Raw genomic sequence first — 24,480 nt, 5'->3', positions numbered from 1 at the left:
ACGATTTGACTGTGGGAGGGAGCTTGCTCCCGATGGCGGAGTATCAGTCAATGGCGATGTCGACTGCCGCACCCCATCGGGAGCAAGCTCCCACATTAAGTCCCGTCAGCTTCAGAGATCGCGCACGACCCTGAAGCCAATCCAATCCCCCCGCGTTTGCGGATAGATATTGTTGCGGTTGCCTGAGCGCGAAAACACCGGCGCCTCGCCCCAGTCATTGCCGCGAATCATGTAGCCCTCGCAATTCGGCTCCATCCAGGCGCTGCCATCCGTCGGCGCACCGACATAGTTGGGGTGCTCGCAGTCGGCCACCCGCTCATAGACATTGCCATGCATGTCGTACATGCCAAACGCATTCGGCGGGTAGCTGCCTACCGGCGAAGAATAGCTGTACCCGTCCGCCGGCCCGTAGGTGTTGGCATGCTCAGCGATGCTGTAGCCCTTGCCCTCGTCGAACGGGAACGGGAATGGCCCGGTGGAACCGGCGCGTGCGGCGTATTCGCGCTGGGCTTCGCTGACCATGTGGTATTGCTGGCCGGTCTTTTTCGATAGCCAGGCCACATAGTGCTTGATGTCGTCCATGTCCATGCACACCGCCGGCTGGCGCGGGCCCTGGGGGTAGCGCGGCTTGCTGGCGATGCATTCGCGGCCGGGGCGGGTGTCGCCGTCGGCGATCTTCACCCCGGTCTGGCGGATATAGCTGTCCCATTCGCCGGCGGTGATGTGGAAGCGGCTCATGGCGAATGGCTTGGCGAAGGTCACTTCATGCATCGGGCCTTCGTCCGGTTCACGGCCGACTTCGTCTTCCGGCGTCCCCATGGTAAAGGTGCCGGCGGGCAGTACCACCATTTCCGGACAGTCCTTGCAGTCCTTGAACACTTTGCCCGGTTGCGGCGTGGCAGCCTGGGCCAGGCCCGGCAGCAGCGCGCCGCACAGGGCGGTCAGCGCCAGGGTCGTCAGGGGTTTGAGTCGCAGTGGCATCATAGGGGCCTCTCGTGCAAAGGGAAAAAGGCGCGTCACAACCGCTGGCTGAGCAGGGTCATGAAGCGCTGGATTTCGTCGGAGTTGTTGAGCAGGCCGGGCGCCGTGCGGATCACCGGGCCGACGTCGCGGTCCACCGCGTCGATCACCACGCGGTTCTTCTGCATGTAGGCCGCCACCCGATCACTGTCCTGGCCCTTGACCCGGAAGAAGGTAAAGCCGGCAGACAGTTCGGGGCTGCGCGGCGTGACCAGTTCGATCTGCGGGTGTGCCAGCAATTGCTCCTTGAGTTCGGCGTTCAGCCCATGGATGCGCGCCTGGACCGGCGCCTTGCCCAGTTGCAGGTGCAGCTTGAAGGCCTCATCCGCGGCCCAGCGATGCTCGAAGGCGTGATAGCCGCCGGGGGTCATGATGGTGGCGAAGTCCTTGTCTTCGGAGAAGGTCGGTACCATGGGCGTGACGTAGGTGTTTTCAGGGTTGCGCGCGCACACCAGCCCGGTACCGCGCGGACCGAACATCCATTTATGGGTGCCGGCGATAAAGAAGTCGCAGTGCATGTCAGGGAAGTCGAGGTTTTCCACGCCGAAACCATGCACGCCATCCACCACATAGAGGAGGCGGTCCTTGTCGTCGCGGTTGCGGTTGTGCGCCGCCACCAGCTTGCCGATCTCGCCGATGGGCAGTTTCACGCCGCTGCCGGACTGTACCCAGGTCATACCCAGTACGCGGGTGTTGGGGCGGATATTGCGCTGGATATTGCCCAGCACCTCGTCGGCAGAGACCTGGCTGGCCCGCTCGAACAGCTTGATCCGGCGAACCTGGGTGCCTTCCTTGAGCACGCGAAAATCCAGCACGTTCTGGGTCGCGTAATGCTCATGCACGGTGGTGAGGACTTCCTGGTCCGGGCGCACCTTGATGCCGCCATAGATCATCGCCAGGCCTTCGGACGTGCTGCCGGTCAGGGCGATCTGCGCCGGGGTGGCCTTGAGGTAGCGGCCGGCCCATTCGCGTACCTGGCCTTCGCGCTTCCAGGTTTGCTCCAGGTCCCAGTCCATGGCGAGCCCCGGGTTGCGGTCGATCTGGGCGCGGTAACGCTCGATGGCCTCGCGTACCGGCCTGGGGTGCGAGGCCACCAGGAAGTTGGAGAAGTGCAGGTAATCCGGGTCCTGGTTGAACAGCTGCTTGAACCCCGTCCATGGGTCATCCGTGGTGGTGGCAGCCAGTGCCTGCGGGATGAGTGCAGCGCCCAATGGCAGGCTGGCGGCGAATACCCCGGCCTGCTTGAGAAACGTACGGCGGTCAGTCATGGACTTGCTTCTAGGTGATTAGCGGTTGGCCAAGGGTTTGGCGGCTTTTTGTACCTGGTCCCAGACCCGCAGGAAGTTGCCTCCCCACAGCTTGGCGATGTCGGCTTCGGAGTAGCCGCGCTGGATCAGTTCGGCGGTGACGTTGCGGATTTCGCCGACGTTGTTCCAGCCGTCGAGGCCGCCGCCGTCGTTGAAGTCCGAAGCGATGCCGACGTGATCGATCCCGATCTTGCGCACGGTGTAGTCGACGGCGTCGCCCCAGTCCTTGAGCGTGGCCTTCGGTTCTTCCTCAAGAATCCCGTACAGCCCTTGGGCGTACTGGCCGAACTTCTGCTCCGGCCAGGCCGCGATGATCGCGTCCCCCGGCATCAGGGCCATGGCCAGGTTGGGCAGCGGCGGCAGGTCGAAACGCGCGCGCAGAGTGTTGAGTTTGTCCTGGGTCGGCTGGCTCAGGGGGCGTATATAGGCCGGGAAGCCCACCACCTGCACCACGCCGCCACTGTTCTTGATCAGTTGCAGTTCCTTGTCGCTGAGGTTGCGCGGGATGTCCACCGACGCGCGCGGTGCCGAGTGGGACGCCACCATCGGCGTGCGACTCAGTTGCGCGACTTGCTCCAATGCCTTGGTCGACATCTGTGACACGTCAATGATCACCCCCAGGTCATTGAGGCGCTGCACCGCTTGCTTGCCGATGTCCGACAGGCCTTCGAGGGCATCGACGGAATCATTGAAAAACGGCAGTGGGCGCGATGAGTCGGACCAGGCGTTATTGCCGATATAGCTGAAGCCGAACATGCGCATGCCACGGGCGGCCCACAGGTCCAGCTGGTTCAGGTCATTGCCCAGCGGGTAGGCGTTGAGCATGCTGATAAAGATCGCGAACTTGCCTTCGCCATGCAGGCGTCGAAAGTCATCCGGGGTATAGGCGATGCCGACTTGATTGGGAAAGTCACGCACCATGCCGGAGATGATCTTGTAGCGCACCTCCTGCTCGTGGCGGGCTTCCTCGACAAAGCCGTCAGTAGGTCTGTGCGGGGCGTTGGGGCCATTCCAGATTTCCGGCCAGCCGAAGATCGTCAGGGCTGCGCCGGACAAGCGACCGCGTGCCGCCTTGGCCAGGTCGAACTGGCCGCTGCCGTCCTTGTCCGCCTCGTTGCCAGCGGTGCCGAAGTCCATGGGCACCGTGATGTGGCTGTCGAACGACAGCAGGCGGTCCTGCAGTTCATTGGCCTGCTTGATCACGGCGAGCGGGTAGCCGGCATTGCCCTTGAACCAGTGATCCCAGGCCAGGAAGCCTGCGCCGGCACCGATGGCCAGTGCCAGCGGCACGCCGATGTACAGCGCCTTTTTCGAACGTGGTTTTGTCATTGCCATCTCAGTCAGTTGAGGCCTTCGCTATCAGGGAAGAACGAGTGGTGCGCGGGGAAATTTAGGCGGCGCGGGCAGGGCGGTAAATTTCCCCGGCCTGCAAACGTTCTAGCTCTGATAAAGCCGTTTCCTAAGGTAGACAATGACCATCTCTCGACGTGGGTTCATCGCAGGCCTGGCGCTGACCGGCGCGGCTGTGCCTGCCGCCTTCTATGCCCATCGCGAGTTGACGCGCGAAGAAGAATTCCCCATCACTCCCGGCGAAGCCACCGTGGACCTGGCCGACACCGCCGGGCAGCACCTGGCCAACACCTTGCGCGGGGTGTGGAGCCTGCGCCTGGAAGGCCGCGACGCCGGCCTCCGGGGCCTGCCGCTGCACGGCCTGGAACTGCTGCTCGACATCGCCCCCCGTGGCCGTGGCCTGCGCGGCTACCTGGACACCGCCGCCAACCTGCGCGCCGACGGCGAACCGCGCTACCGCGTGCTGGGTGACCTGCTGACGGGCGAGGGCGCCTTGCTCTACTGGCGTCTGATCGACCGCGATGCCCTCGACGGCCGGCCCGCCTATGAGTTCAAGATGACCCTCGATGAAGTCTGGGCCGACTTCGCCAACGCCGGCAGCAGCACCCTCAGCGGGCACATCCTCGACCTGGATCGGCCCCTGGCCTTGACCGAACGTGACAACCGCTTTATCGCCCACAAACAGCTGTTTCCCGAAGCCCGCCAACGCATCGGCCTCAACCCGAACCTGCTGGCCTGGCTGATTGCCCCGGAGCACCGCCTGTTTCACCAGCTGTGGCACGCCACCCGTGACCAGTGGCACAAACTCTCCGAAGAAAAACGCAACGCCCTGCGCGGCATCGGCTGGCAACCCGGCCCGCGCGGCAAGGAGCGTGACGCCCGTGGCAAACACAAAGACCGCAACGGCTCGGGCATCGATTTCTTCTTCATGCACCGGCATATGCTCGGCACCGCGCGTTCCATGCAGGATCTGCCCTCGTGGCCCGCATTCCCCGAACCGCAACCGGCGCTGGAGCGCGATCGCCTAGGCTTCCTGCGTTACTTCGACAACCACGACGGCTTCGCGTTGCCGCCCACCTGGTCAGCCCCGGACGACAGCGAATACACCCAGTGGGTCAGCGACATCAAGGCCGCCGAGACCTACCACAGCAACTTCCAGGTCTGGGAATCGCAGTACCGCGACCCGCGCTACCTGGCCAGACTGACCTTGGGCCAACTCGGTTCCGAAATGGAGCTGGGCCTGCACGACTGGCTGCACATGCGCTGGGCCTCGGTGCCCCGCGACCCGTCCAACGGCGCGCCGGTCCCCCTGGCCCGCGACCCGGCAGACTTTGCCCCGCGCTGGTACGCGGCGGAAAACGACTTCCTCGGCGACCCGTTTTCATCCCATGTAAACCCGGTGTTCTGGCACTTCCACGGCTGGATCGACGACCGTATCGAAGACTGGTACCGCGCCCACGAACGCTTCAACCCCGGCGAAGTCAGGCGCCTGGACGTCAACGGCGTGGCCTGGTTCGCCCCGGGGCGCTGGGTCGAAGTCGACGACCCGTGGCTGGGCCCGGACACCCATGGCTGCAGCACCACCCCGGGGTTGCAGATGGGCAAGTCGATGGAGATGGACCCAGAGACCATGAAGCTCGCCTTGCGTATTACCTTTGGCGAGGACGAGCACCTGTTGCAGGGCCTGTTCAAGCGCGTGCCGCAGCGGCCTTGGTATGCGCGGCATCTGAAGGTGAAGGCGCGAGAGGCTTGAGCGTTTGGCGTGGCACGGCGCGGGTGCACTTGGCCAGCGCCTGCTGCACGTCCGCCAACAGGTCGGCGACGTCCTCAAGCCCCACCGATAAACGCACCAGGCCTTCGCTGATACCGTGATGCGCGCGTTCTTCAGGGGTGTAGGTGCTATGGGTCATGCTCGCCGGGTGCTGGGCCAGTGACTCGGCGTCGCCCAGGCTCACCGCGCGGGTGAACAATGTGAGGGCGTTCATGAAGCGTCGTCCGCTGTCGATCCCGCCCTTGAGTTCGAAGGCGATCATGCCGCCGGCCTGGCTCATCTGCCGCGCCGCCAATGCGTGTTGCGCGAAGCCGCGCAGCCCCGGATACGTCACCCACTCCACGGCCGGATGCGCCTGCAAGGCTTCGGCCACGGCCTGGGCGTTGCTGCAATGGCGGTCCATGCGCAGGGCCAGCGTCTTGAGGCCGCGCATTAACAGGGACGCGTCCTGGGGCGACATCACCGCGCCGGTCAAGTCCTTGAGGCCTTGCAGGCGAATGCGCTGAGCCAGGGCCTGGTTGCTCACGGCAATGCCGGCGGTGATGTCGCCATGGCCGCTGAGGTATTTGGTGGCCGAGTGCACCACCACATCGGCGCCCAGTTCCAGGGGGCGTTGCAGGTACGGCGTGCAGTAGGTGTTATCCACCACCACGGTCACGTTCGGCTGTTGATGGGCGAGGGCGGCCACGGCGGCGATGTCCACCAGTTGCAAGGTGGGATTGGCCGGGGTTTCGCAGTAGATCATGCGGGTGGCGGGGCTGAGTGCCGCTTGCAGGGCCGCCAGGTCGGTGAGGTCCACGTGGCGCACCTTGATGCCGAATTCGCCGATACCGTGATGCAGCAGGGCGAAGGTGCAGCCGTAGAGCGTCTGGCTGACGATCACCTCATCGCCTGGGCGCAGCAGGGTCCAGAACGTCGCGGCAATCGCGCCCATGCCGGAACTGAACGCCACCGCCGCCTCGCCGTTTTCCAGGCTGGCCATGCGGGACTCCAGCAGCGCCAGGGTCGGGTTGGAAATGCGCGTATAGAAATGGCCGCCGGCCTTGCCGGCGAAACAGGCGGCACCGTATTCGGCGGTGGGAAAGGCAAACGTGGCCGACAGGTAGATCGGCGGCACGAGTGCGCCGTGGTGGTCCTTGGGGTCGTAGCCGTGGTGGATGGCACGGGTGGAAAAGCCGAATGCATTGTGTTTAGTGTTCATGTCGGGCGCTCCTTATTTCCTACAATGCTATGCTTATAACCACGGCTGGATTTTCCAAACTTTGCCGACAAATCCCTTGTCCTGGGATGAAAACTCGCTAAAAACAATAAACAGAGGCACGTCATGCCCATCACGCTGGATCGCACCGACAAAGCGTTATTAAACGCCCTGCAAGGCAATGCCCGTTTAACCGTGGCCGAGCTGGCCGACCGCGTGTCCCTGACCACGTCACCGTGCTGGCGACGGGTCAGGAACCTGGAGGAGAGCGGGGTGATCAGCGGCTACCAGGCGATCCTTTCACCCAAGGCGTTGGGGTATGGGGTGACGGCGTTTGTCAGCATCATGATGGAGAGCCACACCCAGGAAATCGCCCGGGCGTTCGAGCAACGCCTGTTGGATATTCCGGAAATCGTGGCCTGTCATAACGTGTCGGGACGCTATGACTTTTTGCTCGAGGTGGTGGCCAGGGACCTGGAGTCGTTCGGCGAGTTTGCGCGGGAGGTGTTGCAGACGCTGCCGTGCGTCAAGGAGATCTATTCGAGTTTTTCCTATAAATCGGTGCGACCGTTGCGGGTGATTCCATTACCAGGTTGATCGCATCATTGGTCACCTGTTCTTCCCCGCAATTGGCTATTTCTCCCCTACGGCCCGGTGGCTAACCTAGCCACCACTTCCCACCGTTCCGGAGTTCCGCATGCAAGCCCGTACCGATTTCTACACTGCTTCCCCAGACGCCATGAAAGCCATGCTCGCCCTGGAAGCCGCCGTCGGCAAACTGTCCATCGAACTGCCATTGCTGGAGCTGATCCGCCTGCGGGTCTCACAGATCAACGGCTGTGCCTTTTGCCTGGACATGCACACCGCCGATGCCCGCAAGGGTGGCGAGACCGAACGTCGCCTGTACACCTTGTCGGCCTGGCGCGAAACGCCGTTCTTCACTCCGCGTGAGCGCGCGGCATTGGCCTGGGCCGAGAGCCTGACGCTGCTGAGCCAGACCCATGCCCCGGACGCAGACTTCACCGCGCTCGCCGCCGAGTTCAGCGCCCGGGAGCAAGTCGACCTGAGCGTGGCCATCGCCACGATCAACAGCTGGAATCGCCTCGCGGTAGGTTTCCGCAAGATGCCTGAATAAGCCTCAGAAGTTCACCGAAGCACTCAGGCGCGCCGTCAGCGGCGCGCCCTGGAACAGATAGTCATCGCCCATGTACTCGCCGGCGTCGCGCCAGTAGCGCTTGTCGAACAGGTTGTCGACGCTCAGGCGGAACACCGTCTCGTAGCCGTCGACCTTGGTGGTGTAGCGGCTGCCGACGTTGACCACCGCGTAATCCCCCACCTCAACATTGCCGCTGCGATTGGCGTACTTCTTGGCGCTGTATTGCACGCCGCCGAGCACCGCCAGGCCATTGACCCACGGCAACGCATAATCGGCATACACACTGGCGCGCAGCTTGGGCACGTTGATCGCCTGGTGGTCTTCGTATTCCGGTGTGCCGCTGCCGCTTACCCGTGCACGAATCGCCGCCACGCTGGTGGAAATCTGCAGGCGCTCGGTGGCCCAGCCGTTGGCCGACAGTTCCACGCCGGTGTTCTTCTGCTCGCCCTGTTGCACATAGGTAAAGGTACCGGCGCCCTCCGGCTGGGCGTACTGGTAGGCCTGGCGCGTCTGGAACACGGCGGCGGCGAAGCTGATGCGACGCCAGTCGTATTTCACCCCGGCCTCGATTTGCCGCGAGGTGGTCGGGGCCAGGGTTTCATCGGCGTTGCTGGCAAACCAGGGGGCGGTGCCGCCCAGGGACAGGCCTTTGCTGTAACTGGTGTACAGCGAGATGTTTTCCACCGGTTTGTAGATCAACGATGCCTGGGGCAGGAACACGTATTGCTGGGTGTGGCGGGCCTGGTTGCCAGTGACGCCGTCGAAGGCTTTTTCATCCAGGCGCACTTCGCGGCCACCGAGGATGGTTTGCCATTGCTCGTTGAGGCGGATGCGGTCGGTGACGAACAGGCCATACTGGCGGCTGTCGAGGGTGCGATGGCTGTCGTTCAACGGCTTGTCGGTGGGCGTGAACGTCGGCGCGTCAGCGTCGATATTGGCCGTGCCGATGTACTCGTTGACGGACTTGCGCTTGTCGATCACCCGGCGAAACGCGCTGGTGCCGAAGGTCAGTTCATGGCCGATGCCTGCGGTGTCGAACAGGCCGGTCATCGCCGCCTGGACTTCATCGTCACGGCGGGTATCGTCGGGGCTGCGGTAGTCGTAGACGTCGTAATTGCCTTCGGGGCTGAAGTAGTTCGGCACGCTGGAGGTGCAACTGGTCGAGCCATAACAGCCCCAGGCAAACGAACTGTAGTCATCGATCACCACCTTGCTGCGCGCGGCGCTGACGCTGCCTTTCCACTGGTCGCTGAAGCGGTACTCGAACGTGCCGTTGAGGTTCAGCGAATCGATGCCGACCTGCCTGGAGCCGCTCTGGTGGCCCAGCAGTTTTTTCGGCGAGGCGTCGTGGGGCACCTCGGTGCCGCCCAGCAACTGGTAGCCCGGTACCGAGCGCTGTTGTTTGTTCTGGTATTCCGCGTCCAGTTGCAGCACCGCGTCGGGGCTGATGTTCCAGTCGAAGGCCAGGGAGACAAAGTCGCGCTGGCCGTTGGCGTGCTCCACATAGGCATTGAGGTCTTCATGGGCGACGTTGGCGCGCAGGCCGAATTGCTGCTCGCTGCCAAACCAGCCACCCACGTCGGTGGCGATATAGCCACTGCCGCGGTCGTCGGTGGACACCGTCACCGAGCGCACGTCTTCCGGACGCTTGGTCACGTAGTTGATCACGCCGCTGGGTTCGGAAATTCCGCTCTGCAAACCGGCCAGGCCCTTGAGCACTTCCACCTGCTGTTTGTTTTCCAGGGCGACGTTCTGCTCGCCGGTGATGGTGCGTCCGTTGATCTTGTAGCTGCTCGCCGCATTCAGCGAGAAGCCACGCACCACGAAATTTTCGTAGTAACCGATGGGGGCGTAGCTATCGCCCACCGAAGCGTCGTTGCGCAGCACTTCACTGAGCAGGCGCGCTTGCTGGTCCTTGATCAGCGCGGCATTGATCACCGTGATCGAGGCCGGGGTGTCCAGCAGCGGCGCCTCATTGAAGCCACCGACCGAAGCGGTGTCCACGCCATAGCCGGACGCGTCCTGGCCCTGGACCTGCACTGCCGGCAGCTCGAGTTGTGCCGCCCAACTGTTGCCGATCCCGCCGCTGAGCAGCAGGCCGAGGGCGAAACGTGTACTGACGACAGGACGAAAACGCAAAACCATGGGGGAGGGCCTTAAAGCGCAGGGCAGGGGGGCGCATAAGCTAGGCATAACCGCCCGGTTTTACAAGTGAGACGTCCCGTCTCAGTCCGCCCGCTGAATGACGTGCCTCTCGACAGCCTGCGTGCCCACCTGCGATAGACAGGACTTCTCTAACCCTTGCAGGAGATCATCATGGGTATCGCTGGAAAAGTTGCGCTGGTGACCGGCGCCGGGCAGGGCATTGGTCGGGCCATTGCCCTGCGCCTGGCACAGGACGGTGCCGACATCGCCCTGGTCGACATCAATGGCGCCAAGCTCGAAGCCGTGGCTGCCGAAGTCGTGGCCCTGGGGCGCAAGGCCTCGGTGTTTATCGCCGACGTGTCCAAGCGCGACCAGGTGGTGGCGGCGGTCGAACACGCACACCAGGCCCTCGGCGGCTTCGACATTATCGTCAACAACGCCGGGGTTGCGCAGATCGACGCGCTGCTGGACGTCAGCCCGGAACAGGTCGAGCGCACCCTGGGCATCAACGTGCAGGGCGTGTTGTGGGGCATCCAGGCTGCCGGCAGGAAATTCAAGGCGCTCAAGCAAAAGGGCAAGATCATCAATGCCTGCTCCATCGCCGGCCATGAAGGCTTTGCGCTGCTGGGCGTGTACTCGGCCACCAAGTTCGCCGTGCGCGCCTTGACCCAGGCGGCGGCCAAGGAACTGGCGAGTGCCGGGATCACGGTCAACGCCTATTGCCCGGGCGTAGTGGGCACCGATATGTGGGTGGAGATCGACAAGCGCATGGCCGAGATTACCGGCGCCGAAGTGGGGGCGACCTACAAGCAGTATGTGGATGGGATTGCCTTGGGCCGTGCGGAAACGCCGGAGGATGTGGCGGGGTTGGTGGCCTACCTGGCCGGGCCGGACGCGGATTACATGACCGGGCAGGCGCCGTTGATCGACGGTGGGCTGGTTTATCGCTGATCTCCCAAGGCCGACGGTGTTAAATGTGGGAGGGGGCAAGCCCCTCCCACATGGTTGACCCCGTTGTGTCAGTGCTTGCCGGGCATGTCGATGCCCAACTGGTTGACTCGGCGGTAGAGGGTGGCTCGGGAAATCCCCAGCGCCTGCGCTGTCGGCAACGGCTTCCAGCGATGCCGGATCAATGCATCCAGCACCACCTGCCGCTCCGGGCTGACACTGTGTTCGACCAGCGCCTCGACCTGCTCCCCACGCACTTCCACCGGCAAGTCCGCCAGCTGAATCGTGCCGCCTTCACACACTGCACAGGCATACGCCAGCACATGGTGCAGCTGGCGCACATTGCCCGGCCAGGCATAGCCCAGCAGGCGTTCCAGCGCGGCCTGGCCGATGCCCACCGCGACGCCGCTGCCGCGCGCTTGCTGCTCCACCAGCCGGTTGATCAACGCCAGCTTGTCGCTGCGCTCGCGCAGCGGCGGCAGGCAGAAGCGTGCGCAGCCGAGGCGGAAGTACAGGTCTTCGCGAAAGCGCCCGTCGCTGACCAGCACGGCCAGGTCGCGGTGGCTGGCGCAGATCACCTGAATGTCCACCGTGCGGGTCTTGGCCCCGCCCAGGGGCGCGACTTCACCCTCGGCCATCACCCGCAACAGGCGCGTCTGCAACGCCAGTGGCATATCGCCGATTTCATCGAGGAACAGGGTGCCGCCATCGGCCTGCACCAACAGCCCCGGCATGCCTTTGCTGGAGGCACCGGTAAAGGCGCCGGCCACGTAGCCGAACAGCTCGCTTTCAATCAGGTTCTCGGGGATCGCCGCGCAGTTCACCGCCACAAAGGGCCCCGCACGCCGGGCGCTGCGTTCGTGCAGCTGGCGGGCGAAAACTTCCTTGCCGGCGCCGGTTTCACCCTGCACCAGCACCGGCAGGTTGCGGTCCTTGACGCGCACGGCCAGGCGCAGGTGTTCTTCCACCCGTGGGTCGACCTGGGTGTGCACAACGGGCCTCGCCGGTTTGCGGCGCGGCGCGTTGACCCGCACGTGCAGCATGCCAGGCTCGCCCAGCCATTGCAGGTGTTGGGTCGATTGATCCGTGGCCGAGCGCAACGCGTCCAGGTCGAACACCTCGCCGATATGCGCCGGCACCTGGCCGAAACGCCGGCGCAGTGCCTGGCGCGCCTTGCTGTTCAGGGCGTGCAGGCGCCCGTCCTGGTCCCAGGCCAGCAGCAGGTCGGGCTGGCTGTCCACGTAGCCCGGTGTGCTGTGGGCCTGGAGCACCCAGTGCTCGCGGGCGCTGTGCATGAAGAAGGCGTTTTCGATGGCCTGGGCACTCTGGGCCACCATCTGCCGCACCAGGTGCTGGCTGCGGCGGTCATCCGGGGATTTGAGCGCCGAGGCATCCATCACCCCCAGCAGGTTGCCCTGGGGGTCGAAGATCGGCGCGGCGGAGCAGGTCAAACTGATGAAGGCGGCGCGGAAGTGGTCGCGCTTGTGCACGGTCACTGCGGCCTTGCTGGTCAGCACCGTGGCCACGCCGCAGGTGCCTTCCTCGGCTTCCGACCAGCAGGTGCCGAGGTACAGGCCGGCTTTGCGGCAGTCGCTGCGAATGGTGGTGTCGACGCGGTGGTCGATGGTCTGGCCCTGGGCGTCGGTGAGCATCACGCAGTAGTCGGCGTGGCGCACCCGGTGGTGCAGTTGCCCGACTTCCTCGCCGGCGATGCGCATGAACAGCTCGGCGCGTTCGCGGCATTCCTTGAGCAAGGGTTCGGTAAGGATGCGTGGCCCCTGCAGCGAGCCGGGGTCGAGGTGGTGTTGTTCCATGGAGCGCCGCCATGAATCGAAAATCAGCGACGGCACCGGCGCCTGGGGCAGGCGATCGGCGTTGCGGACCACGCGACTGACGCAGTCGACGTGTTCCCTGGAGTTCGCGGCGAGCATAAGGCCTCCGGTTCTCGATCTTTGTTGTTATGCCCGCCATTAAGCGCCCGTGGGCGCGAGGGGACAAGGGCGACCTGACCAACAGCCCCGCGTGAGACGCAGCGTCTCATTTCGGCCGAGACGCTGCCTGCACAGTGCAATGCACCGTCTCATTCTGCACAGGCATACCGTCCCGGCACAACCGCACGGCACTGCTCTGGATCAAGGCTTTGCCAGGTATTTGTGGGCCTTGGCACAGCCTGTGCTGAACCACTTGCAGCTGGCCGCAGCCAGCCTTTTGTGTGTCGAGACAACCTGGAGAACAACAAGATGTCCACCCACCTGTCCACCGATCAATTGCTGCATGCCTACACCGTGATGCGCACCATCCGTGATTTCGAAGAACGCCTGCATGTGGAATTCGCCACCGGCGAGATCCCCGGTTTCGTGCACCTGTATGCCGGCCAGGAAGCCAGCGCAGCGGGAGTCATGGCCCACCTCAACGATGAAGATTGCATCGCCTCCAACCACCGTGGCCATGGCCATTGCATCGCCAAAGGCGTGGATGTGTTCGGCATGATGGCCGAGATCTACGGCAAGAAAACCGGTGTGTGCGGCGGCAAGGGCGGCTCCATGCACATCGCCGACCAGGAGAAGGGCATGCTCGGCGCCAACGGCATTGTCGGGGCCGGTGCGCCGTTGGCGGCGGGCGCTGCGCTGGCCTCCAAGCTCAAGGGCAGCCAGGGCGTGGCGGTCGCATTTTTCGGCGACGGCGGCTCCAACGAGGGCGCGGTGTTCGAGGCGATGAACCTGGCGTCGATCATGAAACTGCCGTGCCTGTTCGTGGCCGAGAACAACGGCTATGCCGAGGCCACCGGTTCCGGCTGGTCGGTGGCGTGCAAGGACATTGCCGAGCGGGCGGTGGGCTTCGGCATGCCGGGGGTGATTGTCGATGGCAATGATTTCTTTGCCGTACACGCGGCGCTGGGCGTGGCGGTGGAGCGTGCACGCAAAGGCGACGGGCCGACCTTGGTGGAAGTCAAGCTGAGTCGCTTCTACGGCCACTTCGAAGGCGATGCACAAACCTATCGTGGCCCGGACGAGGTGAAGAACCTGCGCGAATCCCACGACTGCCTCGCACTGTTCCGCCAGCGCTGCAATGCCGAAGGCTGGCTCGATGCCGCGCAGTTCGAACGTATCGACGGTGAGGTCGCGCAGTTGATCGACGACGCCGTGCGCCTGGCCAAGTCCGATCCCAAGCCCCAGGCCGCCGACCTGCTCAGTGATGTCTACGTCGCCTACCGCTAATAACTACAAGACTCGGAGAGAATTTCATGGCTCGCAAAATCAGCTATCAGCAGGCAATCAACGAAGCCCTGGCCCAGGAAATGCGCCGGGACCAGAGCGTGTTCATTATCGGCCAGGATGTCTCCGGCGGCACCGGTTCCCCCGGCGAGCAGGACGCCTGGGGCGGTGTGCTGGGCGTGACCAAGGGCCTGTACCCGGAGTTTCCGGACCGGGTACTCGATGCGCCGTTGTCCGAGGTCGGCTACGTCGGCATGGCCGTCGGCGCCGCCACCCGTGGCATGCGCCCGGTGTGCGAATTGATGTTCGTCGACTTTATCGGCTGCTGCCTCGACCAGTTGCTCAACCAGGCCGCCAAGTTTCGCTACATGTTCGGCGGCAAGACCACCACGCCCCTGGTAGTGCGCGCCATGTACGGTGCCGGCCTGCGCGCCGCCGCCCAGCATTCGCAGATGCTCACCTCGATGTGGACGCACATTCCCGGGCTCAAGGTGGTGTGCCCGGCCACGCCCTATGACGCCAAGGGCATGCTGATCCAGGCGATCCGCGACAACGACCCGGTGATCTTCCTTGAACACAAGATGCTCTACAGCCTCCAAGGTGAGGTGCCGGAAGAGCTCTACACCGTGCCCTTCGGCGAAGCCAACTTTGTGCGCGAAGGCCGCGACGTGACCCTGGTGACCTACGGCCGCATGGTGCATATCGCCCTGGAAGCCGCCGCCAACCTGGCACGCCAGGGCATCGACTGCGAAGTGCTGGACCTGCGCACCACCAGCCCGCTGGACGAAGACAGCATCCTCGAGAGCGTGGAGAAAACCGGGCGCCTGGTGGTGATCGATGAGTCCAACCCGCGCTGTTCCATCGCCACCGACATCAGTGCGCTGGTGGCCCAGCAGGGCTTCTCGTTCCTGCGTGCGCCGATCGAGATGGTCACCGCGCCGCACACGCCGGTGCCGTTTTCCGATGCGCTGGAAGACCTGTACATCCCCAACGCCGCGAAGATCGAGGCTGCGGTGCTGAAGATCGCCGATAAGAGGAATGCCGCATGATCCATACCTTGACCATGCCCAAGTGGGGGCTGTCGATGACCGAAGGCCGCATCGACGTCTGGCTCAAGCAGCCCGGCGACCGGGTGGAGAAGGGCGAAGAAGTCCTGGACGTCGAGACCGACAAGATCTCCAGCAGCGTCGAGGCGCCGTTCAGCGGTGTGTTGCGCCGCGTACTGGCGCTGAGCGACGAGACCTTGCCGGTGGGCGCGCTGCTGGGGGTCGTGGTGGAAGGTGAGGCCAGCGAGGCGGAGATCGATGCGGTGATCGAAAGCTTCAACGCCGGGTTCGTCTCAAGCAGCGCCGAAGCCGAAGCCACCGGGCCGAGTGCGCAGAAGGTCGAGGTGGGCGGGCGTTTGCTGCGCTATCTCGACCTGGGCGAGGGCGGCACGCCGCTGGTGCTGGTGCATGGCTTTGGCGGCGACTTGAACAACTGGCTGTTCAACCAACCGGCCCTGGCCGCCGAGCGCCGGGTGATCGCCCTGGACCTGCCGGGGCATGGCGAGTCGGGCAAGCCTCTGCAAACCGGTGACGCCGAGGAGCTGAGCCAGGCCGTGCTGGCCTTGCTCGATCACCTCAAGCTCGACCGCGTGCACCTGGCCGGGCATTCCATGGGCGGGTTGGTCAGCCTGACGGTCGCCCGTCAGGCTCCGGCGCGCGTTGCCTCGCTGACCCTGATCGCCAGCGCCGGGCTGGGGGCGGATATCAACGGCGATTACCTGCAAGGTTTCACCGAAGCCAATAACCGCAACGCGCTCAAGCCGCAACTGGTGCAACTGTTCAGCGACCCGGCGCTGGTGACGCGGCAGATGCTGGAGGACATGCTCAAGTTCAAGCGGTTGGAAGGGGTGGATCAGGCGCTTCGTCAGCTCAATGCCCAGTTGTTTGAGGGTGGGCGCCAGCGCCTGGATTTGCGCAACGTGGTGGGGCGGCAACCGAGCCTGGTGATCTGGGGCAGTGACGATGCAATCATCCCGGCCGACCATGCCCAGGGGTTGGAGGCCCAGGTGGAGATTCTGCCGGGGCAGGGGCATATGGTGCAGTTGGAGGCGGCGGAGCGGGTTAACCAACTAATCTCAACCTTCCTGAAATCCCAACCTTGAAATGCAGTTTATGTGGGAGGGGGCTTGCCCCCGATTGCGGTAGTTCAGATACAGAGATGTTGACTGAGCCATCGCCATCGGGAGCAAGCCCCCTCCCACAGTTTTGAATGCATTTCAGAGTGAGTGCTTGAGGGTTTCGCTCGGCAGCTCTTTGAACAACGCTCGATAGCTGTTAGAGAACCGCCCCAAATGCCAGAACGACCAATTCATCGCCACCTCGGCCACGGTCGTTCCGCCACCGCTCAACAATTCCCGCCGTGCCCCGTTCAACCGGCGCAGGCGCAACCACTGCGCCGGGCTCATCCCGGTGTAGGTCTTGAACCCTTGTTGCAACTGGCGCAGCGGTACGCCGGCAATCCGCGCCAGTTCCAACAGGTTGACGGTTTCGTCCGGCGCATCCGCCGCCCACTCGCCTATGCGCGCCATCAAGCGGCGTTCTTCACTGCGCTTTTGCAATGAGCTGCGGTCCAGGCACACGCAGGCGTTGTCGAGGATGAACAGGCAGTCGTCGAGCAACTGCCGGGTCAGGGACACCGGGTCGATGTCCGTGGACAAGCGCGTCAGGGTGCCACTGAGCCAACGGCTGAACAGTGCGTTCTGCTGGCAGGCCAGCGGCGCCATGAACAGGCCTTCCAGTGTGGCCACGTCCAGGCCATGGTGCTGCACGAACTGGGGGCCGAACACCACCGCCACTTCGCGGTAGTTTTCCGGGGTGATCCAGGTGTTGCGGCTTTCGCCATTGAGCAGATACAGCGCGTTGTCGCTGCCATCGAAACAGAACGCCAGCGCGCCCGGCGGTGCGTTGAAGTGCTGCTCCACACGGGTGTTCATGCTCTCTTCGTACACCTGCACACCGTGCAGGTCGAGGTAGCGGACGCACCCGGCAAAATGCCCCGGCGACATCTGCTGGTACTGCTGCACCCAGCCGGGTGTCGCACGGCATTGGGTGGACACATCAGCGGTGGTGAAGGCCTGTACGCGCAAAGCGGTTGCCTGGGTCATGGAGTGATCCGTGCGCACTCTATTGGTGCGTTGTGCTGCGTGCAAAGTGGATAGATGGCCTGTGAAGGCTGGCCCAAGATAGACCTCAATGCGCCGCGAGTACAAGGCGGAGCAGCACCCACCCCATGATGAGGTCCTTATGAACGCCCCCTTCGATCAGCTGTCCGCCTGGCTGAAAGAACACAAGATTACCGAAGTCGAATGCGTGATCAGTGACTTGACTGGCATCGCACGCGGCAAGATTGCGCCCACCAACAAGTTCCTGCATGAGCGAGGCATGCGCCTGCCGGAGAGTGTGTTGCTGCAAACGGTAACCGGGGACTTTGTCGACGACGAGATCTACTACGACCTGCTGGACCCGGCCGATATCGACATGATTTGCCGCCCGGTATCCAACGCGACCTACGTGGTGCCGTGGGCCATCGAGCCCACCGCGATTGTGATCCACGACACCTTCGATAAGCACGGCAACCCCATCGAACTGTCGCCGCGCAATGTGCTGAAGAAAGTCCTGCAGCTCTACACCGACCAGGGCTGGCAGCCGATTGTCGCGCCGGAAATGGAGTTCTACCTGACCCAGCGCTGCGAAGACCCGGACCTGCCGCTGAAAACCCCGATCGGCCGGTCCGGCCGTGCCGAAACCGGGCGCCAGTCGTTCTCCATCGATGCGGCCAACGAGTTCGACCCGCTGTTCGAAGACGTCTACGACTGGTGCGAAGCCCAGGGCCTGGACCTCGATACGCTGATCCATGAAGACGGCCCGGCGCAGATGGAAATCAACTTCCGCCACGGCGATGCCCTCGACCTGGCCGACCAGATCACCGTGTTCAAGCGCACCCTGCGCGAAGCTGCGCTCAAGCACAACGTGGCCGCCACCTTCATGGCCAAGCCGGTGGCCGACGAGCCCGGCAGCGCCATGCACCTGCACCAGAGCGTGGTGGAGATCGCCACGGGCAAACCGGTGTTCGTCGACGCCGACGGCACCATGAGCCCGCTGTTCCTGCACCATATCGGCGGCCTGCAGAAGTACATCCCCAAGCTGTTGCCGATGTTCGCGCCCAACGTGAATTCGTTCCGCCGCTTCCTGCCGGACACCTCGGCGCCGGTCAATGTGGAGTGGGGCGAAGAAAACCGTACCGTCGGCCTGCGCGTGCCCACCTCGAGCCCGGATGCGATGCGCGTGGAAAACCGCCTGCCGGGCGCCGATGCCAATCCCTACCTGGCCATTGCCGCCAGCCTGCTGTGTGGCTACCTGGGGATGATCGAACAGATCGAACCCAGCGCCCCGGTAGAAGGCCGCGCCTATGAGCGCCGTAACCTGCGCCTGCCGTTCACCCTCGAAGACGCCCTGGCGCGGATGGAGGACTGCGACACGGTCAAGCAGTACCTGGGCGACAAGTTCGTGCGCGGCTACGTCGCGGTCAAGCGCGCCGAGCACGAGAATTTCAAGCGGGTGATCAGTTCCTGGGAGCGTGAGTTCCTGCTGTTGAGCGTCTAAAAAACACAAAAGGGGTGTCGATATGCGTCTTGTGAACAAGCTTCTTGCGCTGGCCCTGGTGGCCGCGTTCAGCGGTGCCGGCCAAGCCGCGCCGACGGTGAGCGTCTACAACTGGACCGACTATATCGGCGAGACCACCCTGGCGGATTTCCAGGCCAAAACCGGGATCAAGGTGATCTACGACGTGTTCGATTCCAACGAAACCTTGGAGGGCAAGTTGCTCGCCGGTCGCACCGGCTATGACGTGGTGGTGCCGTCCAACCACTTCCTGGCGCGCCAGGTAAAGGCCGGCGCGTTCCTCAAGCTCGACCGTTCGCAGTTACCCAACTTCAAGAACCTCGACCCCAAGCTGCTCAAGCTGCTGGAGAAAAACGACCCGGGCAATGCGCACTCGGTGCCGTACCTGTGGGGTACCAACGGCATCGGCTACAACGTCGACAAGGTCAAGCAGGTGTTGGGCATCGACCATATCGATTCATGGGCGGTGCTGTTCGAACCGGAGAATCTCAAGAAGCTCAACCAGTGCGGCGTGGCTTTCCTTGACTCGGCGGATGAGCTGTTCCCGGCGATCCTCAACTACATGGGCAAGGACCCGCGCAGCGAGAATGCCGAGGACTATCAGCAGGCCGAGGCCAAGCTGCTGACGCTGCGGCCGTACATCACCTACTTCCATTCCTCCAAGTACATTTCGGACCTGGCCAACGGCGATATCTGCGTGGCGTTCGGCTATTCCGGCGATGTGTTCCAGGCGGCCAACCGCGCCAAGGAAGCCAAGAACGGCGTGAATATCGCCTACTCGATTCCCAAGGAAGGCTCCAACCTGTGGTTCGACCTGCTGGCGATCCCGGCCGATGCGAGTCACCCGAAAGAGGCCCATGCCTTCATTAACTACCTGCTCGACCCTGAAGTGATCGCCAAGGTCAGCGCCTCGGTCGGCTATGCCAATGCCAACCCGGCCGCCAAGGCCTTCATGGACCCTGAACTGGTGAACAACCCCGAGGTGTACCCGTCCCAGGCCGTGCTCGACAAACTCTATATTTCCACCACGCCGACCCCGGCGACCATGCGCCTGATGACGCGCGCCTGGAGCAAAGTGAAGACCAACAAATGATCCAAGCCAGTGACCACGCGCGTTCCTATTACCTCGCGTCCGCGAATGCCATGCCGGAGCGCCCGTCACTGGGCGCCGACCTGAGCGCCGATGTCTGTGTGATCGGCGGTGGTTTTACCGGCGTCAATACCGCTATCGAACTGGCCCAACGCGGGCTCTCGGTGATCCTGCTGGAGGCCCGGCGTATTGGCTGGGGCGCCAGCGGGCGCAATGGCGGGCAGTTGATTCGCGGGATCGGCCACGATGTGTCGGGGTTCGCCAAGTACGTGGGCGAGGAGGGCGTGCGTTACCTGGAACGGGCCGGGATCGAGTCGGTGGCCCTGGTGGGCGAGCGCATTCGCGAGCATGGGATCGACTGCGACTTGCGCTGGGGCTTTTGCGAGTTGGCGAATACGCCAGCGCAGTTCGCGGCGTTCAACGGCGAGCAGGAGCATCTGGCGGCCATGGGGTATGCCCACGAAACGCGCCTGGTTGGCCCGCAGGATATGCGACAGATCGTGGGTTCGACGGTGTATGCCGGTGGCCTGGTCGACATGGGCTCCGGCCACTTGCACCCACTGAATCTGGTGTTAGGTGAAGCGCAGTTTGCCGAGTGCCTCGGGGTGCGGATTTTCGAGCACACCGAAGTGCTGGAATTGATCCATGGCGACACCGTGCAAGTGCGTTGCGCAGGTGGCACGGTGCGCGCCGCCAACCTGGTGCTGGCGTGCAATGCCCATCTGGAAGAACTGGAACCGCGTTTGAGCGGCAAGGTACTTCCGGCCGGCAGCTACATCATCGCCACCGAGCCTTTATCGGAAGATATGGCCAACCAGTTGATCCCGCAAAACCTGGCGCTGTGCGACCAGAAAGTCGGCCTGGATTATTACCGGCTGTCCGCTGACCGACGCCTGTTGTTCGGCGGCGCCTGCCATTACTCCGGACGCGATCCGGCAGACATCGCGGCCTATATGCAGCCGAAAATGCTCAAGGTGTTTCCGCAATTGGCCAATACTGCGATTGAGTTCCAGTGGGGCGGCAGGATTGGCATCACTGCCAATCGGTTTCCCCAGGTTGGGCGGTTGAAGCAGTACCCGAATGTGTTCTATGCCCAGGGGTATTCCGGGCATGGGCTGAACGTGACGCACTGGTGTGCGCGGCTGCTGGCTGAAGGTATTCATGCGGGTCACAGCAAGGGGCTGGATATTTTCAGACAGGTGCCACACATGACCTTTCCGGGCGGCAAGGCGCTGCGGTCGCCGCTGTTGGCGTTGGGGATGTTGTGGTATCGCCTGCGGGAGTTGGTTTAGCCGACTAAGATCTACTTGATACACCACGCTCCCACATTTTTGAGCTCCATCAGCCCTTGGGTTCGGTGAGTACCTTGCGGAAGGTTTCTACCAACGGCCGCAAGTTGACCCGATGCCACGCCGCCCACAGCGGTGTGGTGTAGGTCAACCACGGCAACTCCCGCAACACCACACCGGGCGGTGCGTTGCGGCTCAAGCCCTTTTGCACCATGGCCACGCCCAACCCGGACGCCACCAGCCCCAATGCGGTAAACGGCTCACTGGCTTCCATGGGGATCTGCGGGGTGAAACCGGCGCGGATGCAGGCGGCGACAAAGTCATCGGCGGGGTTGGCGCCGGGTTTACGTTGCACGCCGATCCATTGCTGCTCGGCCAGGTGTTCGGGCAGCAAGTGTTTTTTTGGGGCGAGGGGATGATGCTCGGGCAAGGCCAGCAGCATCGGGTCGTCCAGCACTTGCAGGGCGGTCAAGTCCGGGTCGTCGGTTGCCGGGGGCTCGCCCACCAGGGCGATGTCCAGGCTGCGTTGGCGCAGGCCTTCCAGTTGTTCCAGGGAGGGCAAGTTATACAGCTTGATATGCACGGTGGGCCGGTCGTCGCGCAGCACGCGCAGGGCGTTGGGCAACACACCGGCATGCATGGCGTTTTCGATGTAGCCGATGCATAGGCCGCCTTCTTCGCCTCGTCCCAGGCGTTTGCCCAATGACTCCAGGCGATTGGCATGGGTCAAAAGCGCCTTGGTTTCGGCGAGAAAGGTCTGGCCATCACGGGTCAGGCGGATGCGTTGCTGGCTGCGCTCGAACAGGGTCAGGCCCAGGCGTTCTTCGAGCTGGGCGATCTGCCGGCTCAGGGGCGACTGGGAGATGTGCAGGCGCTCGGCGGCGCGGCCGACGTGTTCTTCTTCGGCGACCACTTCGAAGTAGCGCAGTTGGCGTAGATCGATCATGTAAGACCTTCAAGGACTCAAGTTCGTCGCAGTATGTCTTGGACGGTCTGATCCGTGCAATCTAGGATCTGCTCAACGGTCACAGCGACCCAGAACCCGATTGAGGATCCATCATGAGCTTGAAAGACAAACTCCCAGGCCAACTCGGCTTTGGCACCGCACCGCTGGGCAATATGTTTCGCGCCATTCCCGAGGAGGAAGCCCAGGCCACCGTAGCGGCTGCCTGGAACCACGGCGTGCGTTACTTCGACACCGCGCCGTTCTACGGCTCGGGTCTCGCGGAAATTCGCCTGGGCCAGGCCCTGTCGAAATACAACCGTGATGATTACGTGTTGAGCACCAAGGTCGGCCGGCTGATCCTCGACGAAGTTGAAGACAGCGCCCGCGACCTTGGCGAAAAAAGCGGCGTGTTCGAACACGGTCGCCCGAACAAAATGCTCAACGACTACAGCGCCGAGGCCACCCTGCGCTCGATTGAAGACAGCCTGAACCGCCTGCAAACCGATCGCCTGGACATCGTGTGGATTCACGACATTGCCCAGGACTTCTACGGCGACCAGTGGCTGGAATACTTCAACCAGGCTCGTACCGGCGCGTTCAAAGTGCTCACCCGCCTGCGTGAAGAGGGCGTGATCAAGGCCTGGGGCCTGGGCGTGAACCGCGTCGAGCCGTGTGAGCTGACCCTGGACCTGAGCGAGGCGCAACCCGATGGCTTCCTGCTGGCCGGCCGCTACACCCTGCTGGACCACGAGCGTGCCCTGCAACGCCTGATGGACGCCGCCCTGGCGCAGAACGTCGAGATCGTCGTCGGTGGCCCTTACAGTTCGGGCGTCCTGGCCGGTGGCGCGCACTTCGAATACCAGCAAGCCAGCCCGGCGATCATCAGCCAGGTCGAGCAGATCAAGACGATTGCCCAGGCATTCGGCGTGAGCGTGAAAGCGGCGGCGCTGCAATTTTCCCTGGCACATCCCGCCGTGGCTGCTGTAATTCCGGGAGCCAGTCGCCCGGGGCGGATTGCCGAAGACGTCGCGGCATTGTCAGAAAAAATCCCTACTGCCTTCTGGCAGGCCCTGCGCGATGCCCGCTTGATTTCGGACCGTGCACCACTGCCACGTTGAATCCAGGAGTTCATGATGAAAATTGATGTAAGTGGAAAAGTAGCCATCGTCACCGGCAGCACCGCCGGCATCGGCCTGGGCATCAGCCAGGCCCTCGCGCAGTCCGGCGCTACCGTGGTGGTGATCGGGCGTGAAGCCGGCAAGGTCGACGATGCGCTGGCGAGCATTCGCCAGGCGGTGCCGGGCGCGGACCTGCGCGGGTTGGTGGCGGATCTTGGCACGGCCGAAGGCGCCGAAAAGCTGTTCGCCGCCGAACCTCACGCCGACATCCTGGTCAACAACCTGGGCATCTTCAACGCTGTGGATTTCTTCGACGCCCCGGACAGCGAGTGGACGCGCTTCTATGAGGTCAATGTGATCTCCGGCGTGCGCCTGGCGCGGCATTACGTGCCGGGCATGGTCGGGCAGGGTTGGGGCCGAGTGATTTTCCTGTCATCGGAGTCCGGCGTGGCGACACCGGCGGACATGATCAACTACGGCGTGACCAAAAGCGCCAACCTGGCGGTGTCCCATGGCCTGGCCAAGCGCCTCGCGGGCACGGGGGTGACGGTGAATGCTGTGCTGCCAGGCCCGACGTTTACCGACGGCCTGGAGCAGATGCTCAAGGACGCCACCGCCCAGTCCGGCCGCAGTGCGCGGGACGAGGCCGATGTGTTTGTGCGCAATGCGCGGCCCACATCGATCATCCAGCGTGCGGCGAATGTGGAGGAAGTGGCGAACCTGGTGGCGTACATTGCTTCACCCTTGTCTTCGGCCACCACCGGTGCCGCGTTGCGGGTCGATGGCGGTGTCGTCGACAGCATGGCGATCTGAATTCTTTTTATTGTGTGGAGTATTTATCGTGGCAACAGCTTCTTGCGTGATTGAAATCCCTGTGTCGGCCGATCAGGTCTGGCAATTGGTCGGCGGCTTCAACAGCCTGCCTGATTGGCTGCCGTTTATCGCCAAGAGCGAGCCCGGTGAAGGTGGCCGCGTGCGCCATCTGACGACCGCCGACGGCGGTGTGATCGTCGAGCGTTTGCAGACCTTCGATAACGTCGGGCGTACTTACAGCTACACCATTGAAGAGTCGCCGTTTCCGGTGAGTGCTTACCTGGCGACGTTGCAGGTTGAGGCGCTGACGGAGTCGTCAGCGAAGGTGACGTGGTCCGGTGTGTTTACCCCGGCGGCGGGTACCACGGAGGCGGCGGTGGAAGAGCTGTTTGCCGGGGTGTACAAAGGCGGGGTCGAGGCGTTGCGCGCCAACTTCTGAGACGATCT

General features: G+C 63.5%; 21 protein-coding genes. 13 read left to right on the top strand and 8 right to left on the bottom strand.

The annotated features are described in order from the left end of the window. Positions 1-111 precede the first annotated feature (111 nt). Genes BM416_RS16175 through pvdM form a run of 3 tightly spaced genes read right to left on the bottom strand, consistent with a single transcriptional unit; the run spans position 112 to position 3,656 of the window. The gene (locus BM416_RS16175) at positions 112-984 is read right to left on the bottom strand and encodes a dihydropyoverdine dehydrogenase (RefSeq protein WP_092488713.1); all 873 of its coding nucleotides are present in this window, start codon (positions 982-984) and stop codon (positions 112-114) included. Positions 985-1,016: 32 nt separating this feature from the next. Then, positions 1,017-2,288 carry a pyoverdine-tailoring periplasmic protein PvdN gene (locus tag BM416_RS16170; RefSeq protein WP_065941149.1) on the bottom strand — a complete coding sequence of 424 codons (1,272 nt, stop codon included), beginning with the start codon at positions 2,286-2,288 and terminating at the stop codon, positions 1,017-1,019. 18 nt (positions 2,289-2,306) lie between these two features. Further along, positions 2,307-3,656 carry a pyoverdine-tailoring dipeptidase-like protein PvdM gene (pvdM, locus tag BM416_RS16165; protein ID WP_092488712.1) on the bottom strand — a complete coding sequence of 450 codons (1,350 nt, stop codon included), beginning with the start codon at positions 3,654-3,656 and terminating at the stop codon, positions 2,307-2,309. A gap of 142 nt (positions 3,657-3,798) precedes the next feature. On the opposite strand from pvdM, the gene BM416_RS16160 reads away from it, so the two are divergent. Next, on the top strand, positions 3,799-5,430 hold the full coding sequence (locus BM416_RS16160) for a pyoverdine maturation tyrosinase PvdP (RefSeq protein ID WP_092488711.1): 1,632 nt from the start codon (positions 3,799-3,801) through the stop codon (positions 5,428-5,430). Here the strand turns inward: BM416_RS16160 and BM416_RS16155 are convergent. Beyond that, positions 5,366-6,649 (bottom strand): methionine gamma-lyase, encoded by a 1,284-nt coding sequence (locus BM416_RS16155; RefSeq protein WP_256577520.1) that lies wholly within the window; start codon positions 6,647-6,649, stop codon positions 5,366-5,368. The two genes, BM416_RS16160 and BM416_RS16155, sit on opposite strands and share 65 nt — an antisense overlap. 123 nt (positions 6,650-6,772) lie before the next feature. Here BM416_RS16155 and BM416_RS16150 point away from each other — a divergent pair, with 123 nt between their 5' ends. Then, complete coding sequence (locus BM416_RS16150) at positions 6,773-7,243, top strand: Lrp/AsnC family transcriptional regulator (RefSeq protein WP_027606550.1); 471 nt, start codon at positions 6,773-6,775, stop codon at positions 7,241-7,243. Between the two features lie 100 nt (positions 7,244-7,343). Beyond that, positions 7,344-7,781 carry a carboxymuconolactone decarboxylase family protein gene (locus tag BM416_RS16145; RefSeq protein WP_092488710.1) on the top strand — a complete coding sequence of 146 codons (438 nt, stop codon included), beginning with the start codon at positions 7,344-7,346 and terminating at the stop codon, positions 7,779-7,781. 3 nt (positions 7,782-7,784) lie between these two features. On the opposite strand, the gene BM416_RS16140 is transcribed toward BM416_RS16145, so the two are convergent. Then, positions 7,785-9,947 (bottom strand): TonB-dependent siderophore receptor, encoded by a 2,163-nt coding sequence (locus BM416_RS16140; protein WP_092488709.1) that lies wholly within the window; start codon positions 9,945-9,947, stop codon positions 7,785-7,787. 171 nt (positions 9,948-10,118) lie between these two features. Between BM416_RS16140 and BM416_RS16135 the strand changes: the two genes are divergently transcribed. Further along, complete coding sequence (locus BM416_RS16135; RefSeq protein WP_027606547.1) at positions 10,119-10,898, top strand: acetoin reductase; 780 nt, start codon at positions 10,119-10,121, stop codon at positions 10,896-10,898. Positions 10,899-10,966: 68 nt separating this feature from the next. Here the strand turns inward: BM416_RS16135 and BM416_RS16130 are convergent, their stop codons facing one another. Then, complete coding sequence (locus BM416_RS16130; RefSeq protein WP_092488708.1) at positions 10,967-12,826, bottom strand: sigma-54-dependent Fis family transcriptional regulator; 1,860 nt, start codon at positions 12,824-12,826, stop codon at positions 10,967-10,969. 309 nt (positions 12,827-13,135) lie between these two features. Here BM416_RS16130 and BM416_RS16125 point away from each other — a divergent pair, with 309 nt between their 5' ends. The 3 genes from BM416_RS16125 to BM416_RS16115 are packed head-to-tail and all read left to right on the top strand — an operon-like array spanning position 13,136 to position 16,259. Continuing rightward, positions 13,136-14,113, top strand: coding sequence for a thiamine pyrophosphate-dependent dehydrogenase E1 component subunit alpha (locus BM416_RS16125; protein WP_065927960.1), 978 nt, complete (start codon positions 13,136-13,138; stop codon positions 14,111-14,113). 26 nt (positions 14,114-14,139) lie between these two features. Further along, on the top strand, positions 14,140-15,159 hold the full coding sequence (locus BM416_RS16120; RefSeq protein ID WP_027606544.1) for an alpha-ketoacid dehydrogenase subunit beta: 1,020 nt from the start codon (positions 14,140-14,142) through the stop codon (positions 15,157-15,159). Further along, positions 15,156-16,259, top strand: a complete 1,104-nt coding sequence (locus BM416_RS16115; protein WP_092488707.1) for an acetoin dehydrogenase dihydrolipoyllysine-residue acetyltransferase subunit — start codon at positions 15,156-15,158, stop codon at positions 16,257-16,259. Before BM416_RS16120 ends, BM416_RS16115 begins: the two co-directional genes overlap by 4 nt. A gap of 114 nt (positions 16,260-16,373) precedes the next feature. Here the strand turns inward: BM416_RS16115 and BM416_RS16110 are convergent, their stop codons facing one another. After that, positions 16,374-17,261, bottom strand: coding sequence for a helix-turn-helix domain-containing protein (locus BM416_RS16110; RefSeq protein ID WP_092488706.1), 888 nt, complete (start codon positions 17,259-17,261; stop codon positions 16,374-16,376). A 139-nt stretch (positions 17,262-17,400) separates the two neighbouring features. Between BM416_RS16110 and BM416_RS16105 the strand changes: the two genes are divergently transcribed. The 3 genes from BM416_RS16105 to BM416_RS16095 are packed head-to-tail and all read left to right on the top strand — an operon-like array spanning position 17,401 to position 21,159. Beyond that, positions 17,401-18,759: a glutamine synthetase family protein gene (locus tag BM416_RS16105; RefSeq protein ID WP_092488723.1), complete on the top strand. Its 1,359-nt coding sequence runs from the start codon at positions 17,401-17,403 to the stop codon at positions 18,757-18,759. 22 nt (positions 18,760-18,781) lie between these two features. Beyond that, complete coding sequence (locus BM416_RS16100; protein ID WP_092488705.1) at positions 18,782-19,870, top strand: polyamine ABC transporter substrate-binding protein; 1,089 nt, start codon at positions 18,782-18,784, stop codon at positions 19,868-19,870. Further along, positions 19,867-21,159 (top strand): NAD(P)/FAD-dependent oxidoreductase, encoded by a 1,293-nt coding sequence (locus BM416_RS16095; protein WP_092488704.1) that lies wholly within the window; start codon positions 19,867-19,869, stop codon positions 21,157-21,159. Before BM416_RS16100 ends, BM416_RS16095 begins: the two co-directional genes overlap by 4 nt. 49 nt (positions 21,160-21,208) lie before the next feature. Here BM416_RS16095 and BM416_RS16090 read toward each other — a convergent pair whose 3' ends face one another. Continuing rightward, on the bottom strand, positions 21,209-22,102 hold the full coding sequence (locus tag BM416_RS16090; RefSeq protein ID WP_092488703.1) for a LysR substrate-binding domain-containing protein: 894 nt from the start codon (positions 22,100-22,102) through the stop codon (positions 21,209-21,211). 113 nt (positions 22,103-22,215) lie between these two features. Between BM416_RS16090 and BM416_RS16085 the strand changes: the two genes are divergently transcribed. From BM416_RS16085 to BM416_RS16075, 3 genes are read left to right on the top strand one after another with little or no spacing between them, the layout of a single operon-like run. Continuing rightward, positions 22,216-23,220, top strand: a complete 1,005-nt coding sequence (locus BM416_RS16085) for an aldo/keto reductase (protein WP_092488702.1) — start codon at positions 22,216-22,218, stop codon at positions 23,218-23,220. A gap of 15 nt (positions 23,221-23,235) precedes the next feature. Beyond that, entirely contained in the window at positions 23,236-24,033 is a 798-nt protein-coding gene (locus tag BM416_RS16080) for an SDR family NAD(P)-dependent oxidoreductase (protein WP_092488701.1), read from the top strand. A gap of 28 nt (positions 24,034-24,061) precedes the next feature. Next, entirely contained in the window at positions 24,062-24,472 is a 411-nt protein-coding gene (locus BM416_RS16075) for an SRPBCC family protein (RefSeq protein WP_092488700.1), read from the top strand. Positions 24,473-24,480 lie beyond the last annotated feature (8 nt).

Origin of the sequence: Pseudomonas sp. NFACC42-2 (genome assembly GCF_900116055.1) — a bacterium.
Taxonomy (GTDB): domain Bacteria; phylum Pseudomonadota; class Gammaproteobacteria; order Pseudomonadales; family Pseudomonadaceae; genus Aquipseudomonas; species Aquipseudomonas marginalis.
Note: the sequence above shows the minus strand (reverse complement) of the source record. Positions and strands in the feature narration are given on the sequence as shown.